At 66.4% G+C, this 20,075-nt stretch carries 13 protein-coding genes and 1 riboswitch; of the genes, 4 read left to right on the plus strand and 9 right to left on the minus strand.

Going from position 1 to position 20,075, the window contains the following annotated elements:
- Positions 1-45 precede the first annotated feature (45 nt).
- Positions 46-1,506, plus strand: coding sequence for a helicase HerA domain-containing protein (locus ACVENA_RS10570; protein ID WP_449328754.1), 1,461 nt, complete (start codon positions 46-48; stop codon positions 1,504-1,506).
- 113 nt (positions 1,507-1,619) lie between these two features.
- On the opposite strand, the gene ACVENA_RS10575 is transcribed toward ACVENA_RS10570, so the two are convergent.
- Entirely contained in the window at positions 1,620-2,525 is a 906-nt protein-coding gene (locus ACVENA_RS10575; protein WP_449328755.1) for an oxygenase MpaB family protein, read from the minus strand.
- A 135-nt stretch (positions 2,526-2,660) separates the two neighbouring features.
- Positions 2,661-5,129, minus strand: coding sequence for a TonB-dependent receptor (locus tag ACVENA_RS10580; RefSeq protein WP_449328756.1), 2,469 nt, complete (start codon positions 5,127-5,129; stop codon positions 2,661-2,663).
- A gap of 131 nt (positions 5,130-5,260) precedes the next feature.
- On the opposite strand from ACVENA_RS10580, the gene ACVENA_RS10585 reads away from it, so the two are divergent.
- Both ACVENA_RS10585 and ACVENA_RS10590 read left to right on the plus strand, forming a co-directional pair.
- Positions 5,261-6,019 (plus strand): helix-turn-helix transcriptional regulator, encoded by a 759-nt coding sequence (locus ACVENA_RS10585; protein WP_449328757.1) that lies wholly within the window; start codon positions 5,261-5,263, stop codon positions 6,017-6,019.
- A 55-nt stretch (positions 6,020-6,074) separates the two neighbouring features.
- Positions 6,075-7,211 carry an acyl-CoA dehydrogenase family protein gene (locus ACVENA_RS10590; protein WP_449328758.1) on the plus strand — a complete coding sequence of 379 codons (1,137 nt, stop codon included), beginning with the start codon at positions 6,075-6,077 and terminating at the stop codon, positions 7,209-7,211.
- Here ACVENA_RS10590 and ACVENA_RS10595 read toward each other — a convergent pair whose 3' ends face one another.
- The 7 genes from ACVENA_RS10595 to ACVENA_RS10625 all read right to left on the minus strand — a co-directional run bounded on the left by ACVENA_RS10595 (position 7,212) and on the right by ACVENA_RS10625 (position 18,797).
- Positions 7,212-8,234, minus strand: coding sequence for an acyl-CoA dehydrogenase family protein (locus ACVENA_RS10595; RefSeq protein WP_449328759.1), 1,023 nt, complete (start codon positions 8,232-8,234; stop codon positions 7,212-7,214).
- A 104-nt stretch (positions 8,235-8,338) separates the two neighbouring features.
- A complete protein-coding gene (locus ACVENA_RS10600; protein WP_449328760.1) occupies positions 8,339-8,911 on the minus strand; it encodes a TMEM165/GDT1 family protein in 573 nt (190 codons plus the stop codon).
- An 18-nt stretch (positions 8,912-8,929) separates the two neighbouring features.
- Positions 8,930-9,117, minus strand: a riboswitch (yybP-ykoY riboswitch).
- Positions 9,089-9,313, minus strand: a complete 225-nt coding sequence (locus tag ACVENA_RS10605; RefSeq protein ID WP_257550869.1) for a hypothetical protein — start codon at positions 9,311-9,313, stop codon at positions 9,089-9,091. It overlaps the preceding riboswitch by 29 nt.
- Positions 9,313-13,542, minus strand: a complete 4,230-nt coding sequence (locus tag ACVENA_RS10610) for a translocation/assembly module TamB domain-containing protein (protein ID WP_449328761.1) — start codon at positions 13,540-13,542, stop codon at positions 9,313-9,315. Before ACVENA_RS10610 ends, ACVENA_RS10605 begins: the two co-directional genes overlap by 1 nt.
- Complete coding sequence (locus ACVENA_RS10615) at positions 13,542-15,848, minus strand: autotransporter assembly complex protein TamA (protein WP_449328762.1); 2,307 nt, start codon at positions 15,846-15,848, stop codon at positions 13,542-13,544. Before ACVENA_RS10615 ends, ACVENA_RS10610 begins: the two co-directional genes overlap by 1 nt.
- 173 nt (positions 15,849-16,021) lie before the next feature.
- A complete protein-coding gene (locus tag ACVENA_RS10620) occupies positions 16,022-17,191 on the minus strand; it encodes a nucleotide sugar dehydrogenase (RefSeq protein WP_449328926.1) in 1,170 nt (389 codons plus the stop codon).
- Positions 17,192-17,294: 103 nt separating this feature from the next.
- Complete coding sequence (locus ACVENA_RS10625; protein ID WP_449328763.1) at positions 17,295-18,797, minus strand: protein adenylyltransferase SelO; 1,503 nt, start codon at positions 18,795-18,797, stop codon at positions 17,295-17,297.
- Between the two features lie 80 nt (positions 18,798-18,877).
- Between ACVENA_RS10625 and galE the strand changes: the two genes are divergently transcribed.
- Entirely contained in the window at positions 18,878-19,906 is a 1,029-nt protein-coding gene (gene galE / locus ACVENA_RS10630) for a UDP-glucose 4-epimerase GalE (protein ID WP_449328764.1), read from the plus strand.
- Positions 19,907-20,075 lie beyond the last annotated feature (169 nt).

The following is a 20,075-nucleotide window of genomic DNA, read 5'->3' on the forward strand; positions in this document are numbered from 1 at the left end:
GCTGACCGGTTGTCAAGCACGCGGCCGCCCGATAGGGCACGCGCGGTGAACAGCAGCATCGAAATCGGAACCGACGACCGGGGCAGCGCCGTTCACGTCAATGTGCAGGAACTGCTTGCGACGCGCCTGCTCGTCCAGGGCAATTCGGGGTCGGGCAAGTCGCATCTGCTGCGCCGCCTGCTCGAGGAAAGCGCGGGACTCGTCCAGCAGGTAGTGATCGACCCCGAGGGCGATTTCGTCACCCTCGCCGACCGTTACAACCATATCGTCGTCAACGCGGGCGACTATAGCGAGCGCGAGATCGCCGCGATGGGCGCGCGCATCCGCGAGCATCGCGCCTCGGTGATCGTCGCGCTCGACACGCTCGATATCGAGGCGCAGATGAGTTGCGCCGCGGTGTTCCTCAATGCCCTGTTCGATGCGCCGCGCGAGCATTGGTTTCCCGCGCTCGTCGTCGTCGACGAGGCGCAGATGTTCGCGCCGAGCGCGTCGGGCGACGTCTCCGACACCGTCCGCCGCGCCAGCCTGTCGGCGATGACGAACCTGATGTGCCGCGGCCGCAAGCGCGGTCTCGCGGGCGCGATCGCGACCCAGCGCCTCGCCAAGCTCGCGAAGAATGTCGCGGCCGAGGCGAGCAATTTCCTGATGGGCCGCACCTTCCTCGACATCGACATGGCGCGCGCCGCCGACCTGCTCGGCATGGAGCGGCGCCAGGCCGAAGCGATCCGCGACCTAGAACGCGGGCATTTCCTGGGGCTCGGCCCGGCAATTTCGCGGCGCCCGGTCGCGGTGAAGATCGGCTCGACCGAAACCGCGACCCGCGCCGGAACGCACGGCCTGCTCCCGCTGCCGAGCGCCGAGCCGCACGATATGCGAACCATGCTGTTCGCCGAACTGGAAACGCAGCCGCTTCCGACGCCAGCACCCGCGCCGAAGCCGGTCGCCGCGCAGGAGCTGATCCAGCGCTTCGCCGAGCAGGATGCGGAAGACGAAGCGCCCGTATCAGCGCCGACTTTATTCCCGGAAGCCGACGTGCCCGATGCCGAACCGGCGATCGTCGCGGCGCTCGAAGACATGCTCGCCGACCCCGATTGCGCCTTCCACCCCGAATCCTTTCTCTATCAGGATTTCTCGGTGCGCTGCCGGATGCAGAAGCTCGGCCGCGTTCCGCTCGACTTGGCGCAGTTTCGCAAACGGTTCGCGCTGGCAAAGGGCGGCATCTTCGACCCCGCCGAGGACAAGTGGCGCGAATTGCTGGCCGCTGCCGACCGGCTCCCCGACGACATGCTCGCGCCCTTCGTTCAGATCGCGCGCGCCGCGATCGAGGGCAGTCCCTGCCCCGACGACGATGCGCTCGGCCGCGCCTATGGCACGCGCTCGCCTGGCCGCATCCGTCGGCTCGTCGATTATATGGAAAAGCAGGGCGCGATCGTCGTGCGATCGGACTTCGGTGGGCGGCGGTCGATCGGCATTCCCGAATTGGGGCTCAGCACCGAGGCGGAATAGCGATCACACATCGTAATCCATGTCCCCGTCATCCCGGCGCAGGCCGGGATCTCACCCCATCGATATGACGCACCGGCGAGATCCCGGCCTTCGCCGGGATGACGACAATGGCATTATGCCGTCGCCAATATGTCCGATCGCCGTTCCAGCAACCGCCGCTGCTCAGCCTGCGAGCGGTAGAGAAAATCAGCAGGAAGCCCGAGGCGCAGGCTCGCCTGACATGGCGCCGACGTCCGGCTGGCGAAACGGTCGGCCAATTTGCCCGCCGCGCGCAGCATCAGCCTGTCCGCGCGCGTGAGGTCATATTTCGGCCCCAGGTCGAGCCGGCTCCGGAGGGTATCGGGGAGCAGCGATACCGACGCCCGCGCGATCGCGCGATGCAGGAAGCGGGGCGTCCCCGGCGCGGCGCGGCCCGACTGGATGATATCGAGAAACTCGAAGATAATCGGATGCGCCTCGAACCGCGATTCGAGCGCCCCCATCATCTCCATGAACCCGTCGACCGACGCCGGCGTATGCCGCGCGCCGAACTCGCGCCCGATCGCGTCGCCGTCGCGCATGAAGCGGTCCTTGTCGGCCTCGCCGAGCGGATGGACGAAACGGTCATAGGCCATCAGAAAGCCATAGGAGGCCGTCGCCGCGACCCAGTCGAGCAGCACCGGGTCGAGCGCGCGATAGGATTCGCCCGCGGGGGTCTTGCCCTTCACCGGCCCGTGCAGGCGATTGACCTTGCCGATCACCTCCTTCGCGAGGCTTGCCGGGCCGTAGCAGGCGAGCATCGCGACGAGCCCGGTGCGACGCGACCGGCCGATCGGATCGACCTTGTAGGTCGAATGATCCCACACCCCCGAGCGGATGCGCGGCTCGGCAAATTCGAGCAGCACCGCCGCGACGCCGCCGATGCCGAGCGCGATCGGGTTCTTGTAGACGCGCCACTGGACGCTGTCGGGCGCAAGCAGGGCCGGTTCCCCGGCGGGAGAGGCAAAATCGATTATCGTGCCCAGATAATTGTCCTGCATGTCTGCGTGCGCCCTTTCAGCAATTATTTGCGGCTTCCGCCGCGAGCGGCACCGGCCCGCTCCCCCTCCCGGCCTCCCCGACGATAGGAACCTATGGGAGACCGGGAGGGGGAGCGGGCCGGTGCGGGAACCCCGCTAAAAATCGTAACCCAGCGTCAGGCCGAAGGTTCGCGGCTGATTAGCGAAACGAACGACGACGTTGGCGTTGCTGGCGACCGACGACCAATAATATTTGTTGAACAGATTCTTCGACCACAGCGACAACGACCACCCGGCCTCCGACTTGAGGCCAAGGCTGGCGTTCACGACGGCGAAGGAGTCTATCTTGTAGAGCGGATCGTCCTCGAAGATGGTGTTCGACTTGCTCTGATAGCGCAGGCTGACCGCGCCATTGACGTTCAGCGTGTCGCTCACCGGCGTATCATAGGCGGCAACGATGCTGCCCTGGAAATGCGGGCTGTAGATGAATTCCGCGCCGTCGAAATTCTGCGGTTGACCGGCGGCATTGGTGCCGACATAGTCGATCACGCGCGTCTTCAGCCACAGGCCGTTGGCGGAAATCGTCACGCCTTGGGCCGGACGCAGCGTCAATTCGCCTTCGACGCCATAGGCCTTCGACTTCGGCACATTGTCGAGGCGGGCCAGCGCCGTATAGATCGGATCGGCGAAATAGGTGCTGATCTGCTTGTCCTTATAGTCGTAGTAGAAGGCAGCCAGATTCGCTTGAAGGAGGCGATCGGCCAGCGTCGCCTTCAGCCCCACTTCATAGGCGGTCAGCTTTTCCTGCGTGACCGGCGCGTTCTGGCGCGCCTTGCTCGCCGCGTTGACCGGCGAGGTGCCCGATTTATAGCCTCGGGACACCGACGCATAGACGAGCGTATCGTCGTTCGGCGACCAGTCTAGCACGACCCGCCAGGCGAGGTTGTTCTCGTCGAGCGTGGAGACCACCGGACCGAAGCTGTTCGTCACATCGTCATAGGTGTTGCACTGCCCCTCGACGATGGGCGCCGGGATCGGCAGCGTGCCGCCCGCCGAGAAGAGGAAGCGGTTCACGACGTTGACGTTCGGCAACATGCTGCCCTTATAGTCGCGCGAGCACCCCACATAGTCCTGCTTGTCCTCGGTATAGCGAAGGCCGACGGTCAGCTTGAGCTGCTCGGTCAGTTCGGCGTCGGCGTTTCCGAAGAGGCTCCACGTCTTCGTGTTCATCGTGCCGATGTCTTCGTAGGTGCGGAATGCCGTCGCCATGTCGGCGGCCGTGTAGCCGCCGGAATTGAACGGCGTTTCGAGCAGATTGACGCCGGGCACGACGAGATAGGGCGCCGCGCGGATGAAGCGTGCATTCGCATTTTCGCCGAGCAGCGTGCGGTTGCTGTCGACGATCTTGTCATGACCATAATAGCCGCCGACCAGCCAGTTGACGACGCCGCTCTCGCCCTCGAAATGAATCTCCTGCGCGAAGCTCTTGATGCGACCGTCGGCTTTCTGCAGCAGAACCTCGAACGGCGCGCCGCTCCAGTCGGACAGCGCCTTGCGCCGAAAATCATTGTAGCTGGTCAGGCTGACGAACTTCACCGTATCGGTAATGTCCTGATCGAGGCGCAGCTTCAGGCCCCAGAAGCGATTATTCTCGGCCAGGTCGCCGGGCAGTCCGGCCCCGCGCCCGATATCGGCCGAACGAGCGGCTTCGGGCGCCCAGTCGGCCTGGCTGGCCTTGGTCGGAAAATTGTCCGCAATATAGTCGGCAAGCCCCGGGACATTGAAAAAATGCGACGCGCTGGTGCCCGTCACGGGATTGGTCGCCGGCGTGAAGCCGATCCCCTGCCCGGCGACGGTGTCCGACTTGTTCCGCCACCAGGTCACCGACAGGTCGATGTGGGTGCCGGTGCCGGGTTCGACGGCAAGCGAGCCGCGGATGCCGAGCTTGTCGACCTTGCCGAGACGCTCGTCGGGGCGCGAATTGCTTACCTGCCAGCCCTTGTCGCTGTTCTCGCTGCGGATCGCGAGGCGCGCGGAAACGCCTTCGCCGAGCGGGCCGGAGATATGGCCGGCGAAATTATAGGTCTGGTAATTGCCCAGTTCGGCGCTGACCCCGGCATCGAAATGATCGGTCGGCTTGGCAGTGATGAAGTTGATGAGCCCCGCCGTCGTGTTGCGGCCATAGAGGGTGCCTTGCGGCCCCTTCAGCACCTCGACGCGCTCCAGATCCATGATCGGCCCGGTGTTCATGATCGGATAGGCGTAAGCGACCTCGTCGACATAGGTGCCGACGGTCGAGGTTGCGGACAGGTTGATCGTGTTGAAGCCGATGCCGCGCAGCGTATAGGTCGGCACCCCCTGATAGCTTTGCGACACGGTGAAGCTCGGCGCCACGGCGGTCAGGTCGCGCACATCGGTGACGCGCAGATTTTCCAGCGTTTCGCTGTCGACGGCCTGAATCGCCATGCCGACGTCGTTGATCGATTCGGCGCGGCGCTGCGCGGTGACGATGATGTCCCCCTCGACCGGCTCCGCCGCCTGGTCGGCCTCGGCAGCAAAGGCCGGCACCGTCCCGATCAGACCCGCCGCGGTTCCCGCGAGCAGAAAAATACGCATTGCCTTCATCGTCCATCCTCCCTCAAACAGCTTGTCGCGGAGTTCGTCTCTGTGCGAGCGTCGCGCGAAGCCGGACAGTGGCAGAGGACCGGATTGCGGGCCGGCAAACAAGCTGGCACCTGTGTCAGGATGAGGATGGAATGGGACGCGTGACCGACAGCCAGACGCTTTGCTGGTCAGAAATGCCCGCGCTGATCGCCGAGGTTCAGGCGGCGGGCGACGCGATCGGCCTTCCTTTCATTGCGGCGCAAGCCGATCTCGGCGATCCCGAACCGATGGCCGACGCCGATGGCCGTCCCTATGCCGAGACGAGCTTTCGCTGGATCGATCCGGCGCACGCCTATTGGCGCGACCGCAAGCTCGCGCTCCACATCGCTTTCCTGACCGCGGCGCGGCTCGTCGCCGAACCCTTTTATTACAGCGACGGCAGCCTCCACACCTGGCGCCCGACCGGGCTGCTCGACGCGGTCGATTGCGAGCAGGCGAAGAATACGCCCAATTTCGGCGAAGCGATCATCGCGCCGGTGCATCTGCCGCGCGGTCTCGTCGGCGCAGTCTTCTGGTGCTCGCGCGAGCCCGTCGGGGTCGAGGCATTGTTCGCGGACCATGCGGGCCACCTCCACAATCTTGCCGTCAAGCTGGTCGCGACGCACAATGAAGCGCGCGGACGGCCGCGCAACGCGACGGTGCCGCAGACGCTGACGCGGCGCGAGGTCCAGTGCCTGCGCTGGGCGGCGGCGGGCAAGACCGATGGCGAGATCGGGATCATCCTATCGCTGTCGGTCTCGACGGTGCGCTTCCACCTCCGCAACGCCGCGGCGAAGCTCGGCGCGACCGGGCGGGCGCAGTCGATCCAGATCGCCGCGGGCCTCGGCTTCGTCGGCGCGCGCGCTGCCTGATGCAGGTGCCAGCTTGGCTCGACAAGACGAGCGCCTGTAAGCCGGGCGCATGGACATGCTGACCGACGCCCTGATCGATCCCGGCCTCGCCGATTTCCGCGCCGAGGTGTGCGCCTTCCTCGCCAAGGAACTTCCCGACGACCTTCGCCGCGCCGCAAGCCGCGCGACGAGCGTCTTCATCGATCCCGCCGTCACGCTGCCGTGGCAACGCATCCTGAATGCGCGCGGCTGGGCGGCGCCCGACTGGCCGGCCGAGTTCGGCGGGCCCGGCTGGAGCGAAGTCCAGCGCTATATCTTCGCCGCCGAATGCGCTGCGGCGGGCGCACCGGGGCTCGCGCCGATGGGGCTCAAGATGGTCGCACCGGTGATCATGCATTATGGCACGCCCGAACAGCGCGCGTATTATCTGCCGCGCATCCTGTCGGGCGAGGATTATTGGTGTCAGGGTTTCTCCGAACCCGGCGCGGGCTCCGACCTCGCCTCGCTTCAGCTTCGCGCCGTGTCCGACGGCGACGATTATGTGCTGAACGGGTCCAAGATCTGGACCACCCACGCGCATTTCGCGAACCGCATGTTCGCGCTCGTCCGCACCTCGACCGAGGGCAAGCCGCAAGCGGGGATCAGCTTCCTGCTGCTCGACATGGCGACCCCCGGCATCACGGTCGAGCCGATCCGCACCCTCGCGGGCGATCACGAGTTCAACCAGGTCTTCTTCGACGATGTACGCGTGCCGCAGGCGAACCGGCTCGGCGGCGAGAATGAGGGCTGGTCGGTCGCCAAGCATCTACTGACCTTCGAGCGCGGTGGCAAATATGCGCCGGGACTGATCGGGCGGCTCGAACGGCTGCGGGCCGAGGACGGCATCGGTCCCGTGCTCCGCGCCGAACTCGACCGCGAAGCGATCGGGCTCGCGGCGTTGCAGGCCCTCGAAATCAAGGCGATGCGCGGCCTCGGCGGAAGCCCCGCGCTTTACGCATCGGTGCTCAAGATATTGGGAACCGAAGCCGCGCAGCGCATCGACACGCTCGCCTGTCAGATCGCGGGCCCCGCCGCATGGGCCGACGCCGACGGCCAGACCCCCGCCGAGCTTGCCGTCGCGGTGCCGCGCTATCTCAACGACCGCGCGGCGAGCATCTATGCGGGCTCGAACGAAATCCAGCGCGACCTGATCGCGCGGCTGATGCTGGGATGATCAGGCCGCCGCTTCGGCATAGCGCGCCAGATGATCGGCGCGCGACCCGAATGCCGCCGCGATCGACAGCGCGCGCTTGAAACAGGCGCCGAGGCTCAACTCCTCGGTCAGGCCCATTGCGCCATGGATCTGCACCGCGCCTTCGCCGACGATCCGAACCGCATCGGCGACCTCGACGCAGGCCGCGCTGACCGCGCACGCACGATCGGCGCCATCGCGGTCGACGCCAAGCACCGCAAGTTCGGTGAGCGCGGCCGCCTTCATCAGAGCAAGCTGCATGTCGGCGACACGATGGCGCAAGGCCTGGAACGACCCGATCGGCGCACCGAACTGCCGCCGCTGCCCCATATAATCCGCGCTGGCGACGACCATGCGCTGCATCAGCCCGACCGCTTCTGCGCAGCGCGCCGCTAGCATCAGGTCGGATATCCATTCGGCAAAACTGGCTGCCTCTGGCCCTGCCGCCAGCAACGCGCCGTCGGCGGCAGGCGCGGTGAAACCCAGGTCGGCGGTGACGCTGCCATCGTGCATGATCCGGTGGCGCTGCTCGACCTTGCCCTGGCCAGCCGCAAGCAGGACGACGCCGCCGCGATCGGCGACAAGGAACAGGTCGGCCTCGGCCGCCCCGGCAACGAGCCGCGCGACCCCATGCACCGCGCCGAGCGCGACATCGGGCATAGCGGCGCTCGATGCGGAGCAGATGATGGCCGCGCGCCGCGTCCCCGCCGCAAGATCGGGCAACACCTCGTGGCCCGCATCAGCCCGTGCGATCAGCATCGCGGCAGCGGCGTGCGACAACCAATCGGCGCCCGCAAGCGCCGGACCAAGCTCGGTCATGGCAACCGCGACCTCGATGACGCCGCCGCCGAAGCCGCCCGCGGCTTCCGGCACCGTCAGCCCGGCGAGCCCGATGGCATCGACCAGATCGCGCCAGCCCGGACGCGGATTGTCGGCAAGCAGGCGCCGGATGCTCGCCGCGAGCATGTCGCGCTCGACGCTGTGCGGCAGATCGAGCCCGTTCACCGCCGTCCTATCCCGTTATCGCGCATCTCGCTCTCCCTGCCCCCGCCTATGCGGCGATCGACAGGGCCGGACTAGCTGTCGGGCGTGACAGGTGGCAAGCCGGATCAGCCGATCAACCCTGCCGCCTGCGCAAGCACCCACAGGCCGATGACGAGGAACAGCGCCGCCGCGACCATCCGCACTTTCTTGAGGTCGACGCGCTTGAGCAGCTCGTTGCCGAGGAAGATCGCCGGGACGTTCGCGATCATCATCCCCAGCGTGGTGCCGGTCGTGACCGCAAGGACATTATGATATTGCGCGCCGAGCGCGATCGTCGCGACCTGCGTCTTGTCGCCCATCTCGACGAGGAAGAAGGCAATCAGCGTCGTGACGAACGCCCCGAAGCGCGGCTTCGGCGCCTCGTCATCCTCGAACTTGTCGGGGATCAGCGTCCACGCCGCCATCGCCACGAACGAGAGGCCGATCGCATAGCGGAAGACCGAGCTGTCGAGAAAGGCAGCCGCCGACGCGCCGAGCAGCGCCGCGAGCGCGTGATTGGCGATCGTCGCCGCCAATATGCCGAGGATGATCGGAACGGGCCGATTGAAGCGCGTCGCGAGCAGGATCGCGAGCAACTGCGTCTTGTCGCCGATCTCGGCGAGCGCGACGACGGCGGTCGAGGTAAGGATGGCTTCCATGGCAAAACTCCGGGGCCGGGCGGCAGGCGAACTCCAACGGACATCGCACCCTGCCGCCCGGCCCGGACGGAAGGTTCGATGCCATTGGTCTCGCCCGAACGATTTCCCGTTCCCACCGCACCACGGCCTCTCGACCGAGTATGTTGACGCGGCGGCCCGTCCGGATCGGACGGCTGGCTACTCCCCAGATGACGGGGGCGGATTAGACGGCTTCGCGGATGCTGGCAAGGCTTTTGGCTGCGACGTGGCCGCCGCGGCCCTCTCCGTCTCGGCGATGTCGGCGTCCATCGCCTTCGCGCGCGCCTCGATCTCCTTCGCCGCCTTGTCGTAACGATCGTCGAAGTCGGGCTCCTGGTGACAGGCAGCAAGCAGCAACGGCAGCAGGAGAGCGGCGCGGCGCATCAATAATCCTTGCGATAGCGGATGCTGACATTGGTCTGGCCCGATCCGCCCGCCTGGCTGAGCAGCGACAGCGCGCGCGTCAGGCTGATCTCGAGCTGGGTCGCGGTATAGCCGCGCGCGTCGGTGATCACCTCCAGATAAATGTCCTTGGTGATATATTGCCCCGCAGCCAGCGCGGTGCCGCGACCCGTCGTATCGTCGGGGCCGAGAACGCGCAGCCGGTCGATTCCCGCCGCCGACTGCAGCGCACCGAGCGGGTTCAGACCCCCGCCGCCGCTGCTCAGCGTGTTGAGCGACGAGGCGAGTTGCACCGCCTGAAGCGGCGACAGCGAGGTGATCGAATCGCCGAACAGGATACGCGAGACGATCTCGTCCTGCGGCAGGCCCGGCACGCTCGAGAAGGTCACCTGCGGATTGCTCGCGCGGCCCGACACATTCACCGACACCGTCACATTGTCGAAGGTATCGCTCGCCACCAGTTGCAGCGCCGGGTCATAGGCATCGCCGGTCGGGAAGGTCACTTTCCCTTCCTCCAGATCGAACGACCGTCCTGCAAAACCCAGCGTTCCGCGCACCAGCTCGACCTGACCGGTCACGCGCGGCTCGATGGTCGTGCCCTTAAGCTGAATATCGGCCTGCCATTCGGACTCGAGCCCCATGCCGGTGACATAGATTTCGTCGCCTGCACGCAAGCGAATGTCGAGGCGGATGAGGTCGAACAGGCTCCCGCCGACCGCAGCGAGCCCGTCGCCGCTGATCCGCCGCCGCCCCGTCGGCGGCTTGCGCCGCACACCCGTGAGAACCGGCACGGCGGCGGCCCCCTCGCGCACGATACGATAGCGGGTCTCGGGCAGGCGAAGGTCGCCCGACAGCAGCGCGGTCTGCCCCGCGACCTTTTCGAGCGTCAGCGTGCCCGTCGCGCGCGCCGCGATATTCTCGCTTCGCGCAAGCCGCGCATTGTCGAGCGTCGCGCTGAGGTTCATCGGATAACCGTCGGCCTGCGACAGGCTGACATAGCCCTTCGCATCGATGCTGCCGTCGCCCGCTGTCGCGGTGAGCTTTTCGATCTCCAGCCGGTTGCCGGTGAAGCGCCCGTCCACGACCATGTTGGTCAGCCGCGTGCCATAGGCCTGATTCTCATAGGTCATGCCATTGCCCCGGATCACGCCATTGAGGCACGGATCGTCGACCCGGCAGCTGAAATCGGCGGCGACCGCGATCGGTCCCGAAACCCCCTGCCCGGCAGGTCCAGCGAAGGAATAGAGCGTGTCGGCGGGGCCGTTGTAGCGCAGCCCGCCGCTCAGCGGCGCGGCGCGCAGCCGCGTCGTCCAGTCGCCCGCGTTCGGCCCCAGCGGCCGCAGCGAGGCCTGCAGCCGCCCGATCACGCTGCCGCGCTTGCGGATGACCGCCCGCGCCTCGCCGCCGTCGCTCAGCAGCTTGCCCGCGAAATTGATGTCGACCGGCTGGCTGACCGTCGCCGCGGTGGTGCGCGTGAAGTCGCTGATCGTCAGCCGCGCATCGGCGCGCGGAAAGGCGTCGGCGTTCGCCTGCGCAAAATCGATGCTGCCCGTCGCGCGCCCGCCGAGCCCCAGTCCCGGATAGACGGCGTTGACGACCGCCATATTCGCGCGGTCGAGCCGGCTCTGGACCATGATCCCCTCGCCGAAACGCCCCGCGAGCCGCGCGCTGCTGCCGCGGCCGAGGTCGATCGTCGTCGGGAGCAGCTCGTAATCCTCCTTGTGCGGGATGATCCTGGCGGGAGAAACGGTACGGAAATTGACCCCGGTCGCGCGGCCCTGCACCGACGCACGCCAGAGCCCGGGCTGCAAATCGGCGTTGGCAGCGATGCGGAAGGGCACGCCGCTCGTTCCCTCGACGAGCGCCTGCGCCTGGCCGCGTCCGTCGCGATAATCGACCTTCACCCGCCCGACCGCGATGTCGTAGGTGCGGATCTGCGTGTCGGCGATCTGGATATCGGCGACGACGCGCGGCTGATCGTAGAGAACGACATCGGCGTCAACGATCGCCGACCCCACCGCGAGCTTCGCGGCGCCGGGCAGCACGACATTGTTCGCGCGCACGTTGATCGCCGCCGCCTGATATGGACCTTCGCCGCTCAGCCGGACGAGGCCGCCGAGCCCCTGCCCCGATGCGTCGAGCCGACCCTCGAACGGCCCGGCAGCGCTCTTCACCAGCCGGCCGTGGAAACCGATCCCCGACAGGTCGCCGCGTTCGATGTCGATCGTCATCGGTCCCGCCGCGGTCAGCAGCACGACGTCGGCCGATAGCGGGCCATAGTCGGTGTCTCCCGTCGCCGCGAGGCGATAGCCGTTCGGCGCGCCATTGATCTTCGCGACCAGATTGGCGAGCCCGATGCCCAGCCCCGGCCGGTCGGCGGTCACCACGGCGCGCGGATCGCTGATCGTCCCCGCGAGCTGAACGCCGACCGGGCCGTAATCGGTCGAATGCGCGCGCGCCGCGAGCTTTATCTGTCCATCGGGCGAATAGCTGCCCTGCCCGCCCGTCACCCGCAGGCGCGGCGCGGCGAGCCGCAGATTGGCGAAACGGACGATGCCGTCGGTGCCATAACGCACGTCGCCGCTCGCGACGGCGTTGCCGCCCAGGAAATCGCGCACCCCCGAATTGAACAGCCGCGTCGAGCGCGCGCGCACCTTGCCGACGATCTCGAACCCGCCGCGCGGCGCGGTCTTCAAATCGGCATTGGTGTCGATGTCGAACAGGCCGACGCTCTCGATGCGATAGTCGTTGACCCGCCCGTCGATCGCGCCAGTGTAGAAGCCCTTGTTCAAATCGGCGATCACGATCGCCTTCGCGTCGATCCGCGGCGAGCGGAGGCGCAGATTGTCGCTGAGGATGCGCCCGTCCTTATAGGCGAGATCGCCGTCGAGCCGCACCTGCACCAGCGTCCCGCCAGCGACGGTATCGAGCCCGCGAATGCGCGCCACCCGCCCGGCGACGGGAACATAAATCTGATCGGCATCGACCCGCGCCTTGCCCGCAAGGCTCAGCGTCTCGACGATGACGTCGTTGAAAGCGAGGGCATTGGCGTTCGCCTGATAGTCCACCGTCGGCAGGCCAAAGGCGCCGTCGAGCTTCGCGGTCGCGCGCAGGCCGTTGCCGCGCAGATTCGGCGCGAGCGCATCGGGGCGCAGCAGCACCAAAGCGAGGCTCAGCGCATCGTAGCGACTCTCACCGAGATCGACCCCGCCGCTGATGCCGAGGCGGAAAGCGTCCGACGACAGACGGCCATCGAGATCGGCCTTGCGCTTGTCGAGCCGCGCGGTGACGTCGACCGCGGTCTCGCGGCTCAGCAGCGAAGCAACCGGCCCCTCGGCGAGCAGCCGCGATGCCTGTGTCGTGCCCTTGACCGCGAAGGTGCCGTCGCGTCCCGTCAGAGCCAGCCGTGCAAGCGGGTCGGTGCCGAGGTTGGCGGTCAGCGAACCGTCCCATTTTTTCCAGTCGCCGCGCCCGCCGAGCTTCGCGGTCAGCGGCGCAGTGAACCCGCCCATCGCCGCGAGCACGCCGCCCTGCGGCGCGTTGAGGTCGAGCGTCGCGGCAAGGCGGTTCTTGTCGGGCACCGCATCGAGGACGAGCGCGAGCCTGTCGCCCCTGGCCTTTTCCCCGATCGTCTCCGCATTCGCGGTGACTTGCGCGCGGCGGTCGGCAATGGCGATCTTGCCGCTCAGCGTTGCGACCTGCCGCTCGCCGGTGATCGCGGGCGCGAAGATCAGCCGGTCGACGCGCAGGGTCCGCAAGTCGATGTCGATGTCGGGGAGCAGCGGCTCGCCAGTGTCGGGCACCGGCTTGAAGGTCGGCAATTTCTCGACGACCAGCGTCTTCGCGGTCGCCGAACGGACATCGACATGGTTCGACAGAAAAGCGAGGGGCCGCCAGTCGATCCGGAGTTCGGGCGAACGCACGAACACCCCCTTGGGATCGGACAGCGTGAAATTGCGCACGACCATCTCGCCGAACAGCGATCCGTCGAGCCGGCCGATGCCGATCTTCATCCCGTTCTCGAACTCATATTTTTCGATCTGCGTCGCGACGAAGCGGCGTCCGGCGTCGCTGTTGAGCCCGACAAGGAAAAGCGCGACCAGCGCGATCAGGCCCAGCAGCGCGATTCCGGCGCCCTTGGCGATCCGGAACCCCAGCGACGGCCCCGCCGGCGTGTCGCCTTCGGTTGCGATGGCCGCGTCCTCCGCCATCAGAAGGCCTGGCCGATCGAGACATAGACGGTGATCCGAGCCTCGCCCGGGCGCCGGCCGAGCGGCGTTGCGATGTCGAGCCGCATCGGCCCGAAATTGGTATAGAAGCGACCACCGATCCCCGCGCCGAAGCGCAGGTTCGAGAAGTCGGGGGTCGATCCGCGATAGACCTGGCCGGCATCGAGGAAACCGACGATACCGTAATTGCCGAAGCGATAGCGCGCCTCGACCGCCGCCTCGTTGAGGCTGCGTCCGCCGATCGGATCGTCGTTCGGGTCCTTGGGACCAAGCTCCTGATAGCCGAAGCCGCGCACCGACCCGCCGCCGCCGGCATAGAAGCGCCGCGACGGCGCGAGCCGCTCGCGCGCCGCGCCGACGATCGAGCCGACGCGCACCCGTCCTGCGAGCACGATGCTGTCGGTCACCGGATAATAGCCGCTCGCATCGACCTGCGTCCGCGCATAGGGCGAAAAGCGGCCGGCGAGCGAGCCTTCGGGTTCAACCCGCGCGGTCAGCCGGAATCCCTTGGTCGGATCGAGCAAATTGTCGGTGCGGTCGATCCCGACCTGCCCGTTCAGCCCGACGATCGTGTAAAAGTCATTGACGCGCTGGCCGAGCGCAAAATCATAATCATCCTCACGCGTCGCGATCAGTTCGGCGCCGAAAGCATAGGTCAGCTTCTTCTGCCAGATCGGCGTCGAGTCATAGCTGATGCGCGCCGCAACGCGGCCGGTGATCGCGTTGAACGCATTATAGCGGCTCCGCGTCGCCTCGGTGATCAGCTCGAAAGTCCGGTCGCGGCGTCCGGCATTGGAACGGCGCATCGTCACGCCCAGCGACTGCTCCTTCGTCCCGGCCACGGCCCGCGCGATCAGCGCGCCTTCGGGCGGGAAGAAGTTGCGGTGCGTCCAGCTTCCCTCCAGGCGGATGCCCTGCCCTGTGCCATAGCCCGCATTCGCCGCGATCGTGCGCGGCGGGCCTGCCTGCTGGGTGACGAGCATGGTCACATATTCGCTGTCGTCGCCCGCGCTTTCGCCCGTCGGCTGCGGCTCGACCGCCACGGTCGCGAACAGGCCGGTCGCGACGAGCGCCTGCCGCAAATCGTCGACCTTGCGGCTGTCGTAGAGATCGCCGCGCTTGAAGCGTGCGAGGACATCGACATGCTCGGCGTCGAAGGCGAGCTTGCCGGTCGTCTCGATCCCGCCGAAGCGGCCGCGCGCGCCGATGTCGACGGGGAGCGTATAAAGCCCCTTCCCCGTATCGCCGTCGAGCAGGATATCGCGCTGCCCGATCTTGGCGAAAGGATAGCCTTCCTGCGGCAGCTTGAGCGCGATCGCCGCTTCGGCGCCCTGCACGCGCTGCGCAACGATCGGCTCGCCGATCACGAGCGGGAAATTGTCGTGGATCAGTCCCGGCGGAATCGTCGGCTTCGCGTCGATGACGATGTCGGAGAAAGTATAGCGCATGCCGGGCTTCACATCGATGACCGCGGTGATCGACCGATTGCGGGCGGCCGCGCCATTGGCCCCCGCCTCGGCTTCGCCGCGATCGATGCGCGTTTCGACGACGGCGTCATAATAGCCTTCGGAGGCGAGGATGCGCGACATCAGCTCGGAATCGGCGCTGAGGCGCGCGCGGAGCATCGCGAAATTGTCGGCCTTGCCATCGCCGTCGTGGAGCGCCGACAGATCGTCGAACAGGTCGGCGAGATCGGCATCGGTGCCATCGTCGGCTGCGGCAAGGCCGTTGACCTTTACCGCATAGTGGATCGTCCGCGTCTCGTTCTTGTCCTCGGGCTCGGCGAACTCGACCGGCGTGACGTCGAAACTGCCCAGCGGCGGCAGCGGCGCGGCGAGTTCGGCATCGCTGATCGGTGCATCGCCGATGGCTTCGACGCTGTCGCCGTCCGCCAGCGCCGGCACCGGCGCGCCATCGACCTGCGGCACATCGCCAGCGGTGGTTTCGGCCGGCGTTCCGGCCGCCTTGGCTTTCGCAGCCTCAGCCTGCCGACGCTCGAACTCCGCGATCGATTCGAGCGGCTTGTCGAGCTCGGGGTCGTCCTCGGCGCTGATCGGCGGAATCGCGGACTTGAACTCCTCGTCGGGGATGATCGGCGCGACCTCGGGCAATTGCGCCTCGGGCGGCGGCGGGGTCGGCGCGGCGATGTTTTGGGTTTCGGTCGCCTGCGGCTCCACCGTCGGCACGACTGCGGGCGGCGCCACATCGGTCTGCTGCGCGGCGGCGGCTCCGGTCCACGCAAGCCCGAACAGCGACGCGGACAGGATCAATCGCTGCCGGCGCCGCATTCGCGGCGAAGGATCAAATTCGCGAGATTTATCAATATGACGCATCATGTCCCGGCCGATGCGCGTTTGTGGCTCGCGAGGCGTGGCTGTGCAACCCGAATCTCCCCTGTTTCCAAGCCAACTCTCCGGCAATAGGACAGTTCCCGGCGTTGCGGTGGTTCGAGGGAGCGGTGTCAGCTGTCGGCGCCGAACAGGTCGCGGCTGTAAACCTTGTCCGCGACATCGGCGAGTTCGTCGGTCACCCGATTGGCGATGATGATGTCGGCCTCGGCCTTGAAGGCATCGAGATCGCGGACGACGCGCGAGTTGAACAGCCGATCCTCTTCGATGAGTGGCTCATAGACGACGACCTCGATCCCCTTGGCCTTGACCCGCTTCATCACCCCCAAAATGCTGCTGGCGCGGAAATTATCCGATCCCGCCTTCATCGCCAGCCGGTGAATGCCGACGACGCGCGGGTTCTGCTTGATGATCTCCGCCGCGATGAAATCCTTGCGCGTCGTGTTCGATGCGACGATCGCGGCGATCAGATTCTGCGGCACCTCCCTGTAATTCGCCAGCATCTGCTTGGTATCCTTGGGCAGGCAATAGCCGCCATAGCCGAAGGACGGATTGTTGTAGAAGCTGCCGATCCGGGGATCGAGGCACACCCCTTCGATCACCTGCCGCGAATCGACGCCGTGGGTCGCCGCATAAGTGTCGAGTTCGTTGAAGAAGGCGACGCGCATCGCGAGATAGGTGTTGGCGAACAGCTTGATCGCCTCGGCCTCGGTATTGCCGGTGTGAAGGATCGCTGCATCGGGCTTGAGCGAAGCCTCCAGCAGCAGCCGGGCGAAGGCCTCCGCGCGCGGGTGGGTATCGCCGACGATGATCCGCGACGGATGGAGGTTGTCGTAGAGCGCCCGCCCTTCGCGCAGAAATTCGGGCGAAAAGACGATGTTGTCCGATCCCGTCTCGGCGCGCATCCGGTCAGTGAAGCCGACCGGCACCGTCGACTTGACGATGACCAGCGCGTTCGGCGCCTGCTTCAACGCATCGGCGATTACGGCCTCGACCGTGCTCGTGTTAAAATAATTGGTGTCGGGGTCGTAATCGGTCGGCGTCGCGATGACGACGAAATCGGCGCCGTCATAGGCAAGTGCCCGGTCGGTCGTCGCGAGGAGGTCGAGCGGCCGGTTCGCCAGATATTCCTCGATCTCGGGATCGGCGATCGGCGAGGTCTTCGCGTTGATCATCTCGACCTTGCGCGCGTCGATATCGAGCGCGACGACGCGGTTGCGCTGGGCGAGCAAAACCGCATTCGATATGCCGACATAACCCGTGCCGACGACCGTGATCTTCACAGGCGTCGCCTGCTGCGCTTCTGCTTCGGGCAATGAACGATCCTCTGCTGGATATGGCGCGGTCCCTAGCAATTGCCGCGCAGCCACTCAACCCGCGTGCCTGTCAGGTGCCACAGAAGGTTTTATAGGGACCGAATTCGGCGGGCGCCGGCCCCTCGAACAGCGCCCATTCAAGGCGCCGGACAAAGGGATTGCGCACGACTTCAAGCAGTTCGAGCCACGCTGCAAGATCGCCTGCCTCGGCCGCACCCAGCGCCGCCTCGACCAGATGGTTGCGCGGGATATAGAGCGGATTCACCGCATCCATTGCATCAGCGCGATTCAGCGGCGCGTCGGTCTCGCGCGCCAGCCGCGCCCACCAGTCGGCGATCCACGGCACCATCGCCTCAGCGTCAGGCAATTGCGCCTCGAGCTCCGATCCGTCGCCGCGCAGCATCATCGCGAGACCACGAAAGAACAGGGTGAAATCGACCTGGTGGCGTTCGAGCTCGGCGAAGAGCGCGTCGAACAGCGCGACATCGCCGTCCTGTGCCTCGGCCAGCCCCAGCTTCGTGCGCAACCGCCCATGCCAGACCGCAGCAAAGCGGCCCGGAACCTCGGCCACCAGCGCCTTCGCCGTCTCGACATCGGCGGCATCGACCGAGTGGATCGCGGGAAGCAGCGCTTCGGCAAAGCGCGCCATATTCCAGTGCATGATCTGCGGCTGGCGGCCATAGGCATAGCGGCCATGGGCGTCGATCGAGCTGAACACGGTGTTGGCGGCAAAGCGGTCCATGAAGGCGCACGGACCATAGTCGATCGTCTCGCCCGAAATCGCGACATTGTCGGTGTTCATCACGCCGTGAATGAAGCCGACGCCCAGCCAGTGGGCGACGAGGTCGCATTGCAGCCCGATCACCCGGTCGAGCAGAGCAAGATGCGGATTGGGCGCCTCGACAAGGTCGGGGAAATGGCGGCGAATAGTGTAATCCGAGAGCTGGACGACGTGATCGGCGCCGAAATGTGCCGCGAAGAACTGGAAGGTGCCGACGCGGATGTGGCTGCTCGCGATGCGGGTCAGCACCGCGCCGGGGTGCGCCTGCTCGCGCTGGACCCGGTCGCCGGTCGCGACCGCGGCCAGCGCACGCGTCGTCGGCACGCCCATCGCCGCCACCGCTTCGGAGACGAGAAATTCGCGCAGCACCGGGCCAATCGCGGCCTTGCCGTCGCCGTTGCGCGAAAAGGGCGTCGGTCCCGATCCCTTGAGCTGCACGTCGAAGCGCGCGCCGTCGGGCGCGACGATTTCGCCGAGCAGCAGCGCGCGGCCGTCGCCGAGTTGCGGCGAGAAATGCCCGAACTGATGCCCGGCATAAGCGAGCGCGAGCGGGTTCGCCCCACCGGGCAGGTCCTGCCCCGAAAAGAGACGCGCGATCACCTCGTCGCCCGCGCCGGCACCATCGATCCCGAGCCGGCTCGCAAGCGCATGATTGAAGGCAAGCAGCTTCGGCGCCGAGGGCTTCGCAGCTTCGGCGGGGGCGTAGAAGCCTTCCATCGCATCATGAAAACTATTGTCGAACGCGAGATCCATCGCCTCTATGTCGAGCGCGACCGCCGCGATTGCAAGCATCGATGCGGTGCCTGCGTACCATAGCTGACGATCGATGAAGGCGATTGATCTTCGACCAATAGGCCGTCACAGGAGCGGATATGAAAGTTTTCGTTACCGGCGGAGCGGGCTATATCGGCAGCCATACGCTCGTCCAGCTTCTGTCCGCGGGTCACGAGGTCTGCGTCTTCGACAATTATTGCAACAGCTCGCCCATCGCGCTCGCGCGGGTTCGCCAGCTCACCAATCGCGACATGCGCGTGGTCGAGGCCGATATCTGCGATGCCGACGCGCTGACGCGCGCGGTCACGGACTTCGCACCCGATGCCGTGATTCACTTCGCCGGATTGAAAGCCGTCGGGGAATCGAACGATATTCCGCTGCGTTATTATCAGACCAACGTCAGCGGAACGATGAACCTGCTCGGCGCGATGGACGCCGCGGGATGCCGGCGCATCGTCTTCTCATCTTCCGCGACGGTGTATGGCGAGGCGCATTATCTGCCCTTCGACGAAAACCATCCGATCGCGCCGACCAATCCCTATGGCCGCACCAAGGCGATGGCCGAGGGCGTGATCGCCGACTGGGCGCGCGCGAACCCCGATGCTTCGGCCATCCTGCTGCGTTATTTCAACCCGGTGGGCGCGCATGAATCGGGCCGGATCGGCGAAGATCCGGACGGTATCCCCAACAATCTGATGCCCTTCGTCGCGCAGGTCGCGATCGGACGCCGCGAAAAGCTGGCGATCTTCGGCGACGATTATGACACCCGCGACGGCACCGGCGAGCGCGATTACATCCACGTCGTCGATCTCGCCGACGCGCATCTCGCAGCGCTCGACTACAGCGATACCGCGCAGGGCTGCGAGGCAATCAACGTCGGCACCGGCACCGGCGTCACGGTCAGGGAGCTCGTCGCCGCCTACGAACGGGCGTGCGGTCATTCTCTCGCCACCGAAATCGCGCCGCGCCGTCCGGGCGACGTCGCGAGCAGCTATGCGGCGACCAAAAAGGCGACGGATTCGCTGGGTTGGAGCGCCAAATTCGGGATCGACGACATGTGTGCCAGCTCCTGGCGATGGCAATCGAGCAACCCCGACGGGTTCGGGGACGCCCCACGCAGTTCATGATCTCCCCTTCCCGACGGTAATGCGAAGCGCCCGCATCCTTGGCGGCAAGAGACACTTTCGCGGCTGGCTATGACCCCGGTCACAGCGCTGCGCGCCAGCCATTTCCAATGACGTCGGATACAAACGAATCATGACTATTTCGCCTGCGAATCCCGCGCCCTGGGATCGA

Source organism: Sphingopyxis sp. 550A (assembly GCF_053569535.1).

Bases quoted from the DNA above. Each gene is read 5' to 3' on its own strand.
- ACVENA_RS10590 (WP_449328758.1), top strand. From the start codon at position 6,075: ATGCTGACCGACGCCCTGATCGATCCCGGCCTCGCCGATTTCCGCGCC.
- ACVENA_RS10625 (WP_449328763.1), bottom strand. From the start codon at position 18,797: ATGCTTGCAATCGCGGCGGTCGCGCTCGACATAGAGGCGATGGATCTC.
- ACVENA_RS10615 (WP_449328762.1), bottom strand. From the start codon at position 15,848: ATGCGGCGCCGGCAGCGATTGATCCTGTCCGCGTCGCTGTTCGGGCTT.
- ACVENA_RS10610 (WP_449328761.1), bottom strand. From the start codon at position 13,542: ATGGCGGAGGACGCGGCCATCGCAACCGAAGGCGACACGCCGGCGGGG.
- ACVENA_RS10585 (WP_449328757.1), top strand. From the start codon at position 5,261: ATGGGACGCGTGACCGACAGCCAGACGCTTTGCTGGTCAGAAATGCCC.
- ACVENA_RS10575 (WP_449328755.1), bottom strand. From the start codon at position 2,525: ATGCAGGACAATTATCTGGGCACGATAATCGATTTTGCCTCTCCCGCC.
- ACVENA_RS10580 (WP_449328756.1), bottom strand. From the start codon at position 5,129: ATGAAGGCAATGCGTATTTTTCTGCTCGCGGGAACCGCGGCGGGTCTG.
- ACVENA_RS10605 (WP_257550869.1), bottom strand. From the start codon at position 9,313: ATGCGCCGCGCCGCTCTCCTGCTGCCGTTGCTGCTTGCTGCCTGTCAC.
- galE (WP_449328764.1), top strand. From the start codon at position 18,878: ATGAAAGTTTTCGTTACCGGCGGAGCGGGCTATATCGGCAGCCATACG.
- ACVENA_RS10600 (WP_449328760.1), bottom strand. From the start codon at position 8,911: ATGGAAGCCATCCTTACCTCGACCGCCGTCGTCGCGCTCGCCGAGATC.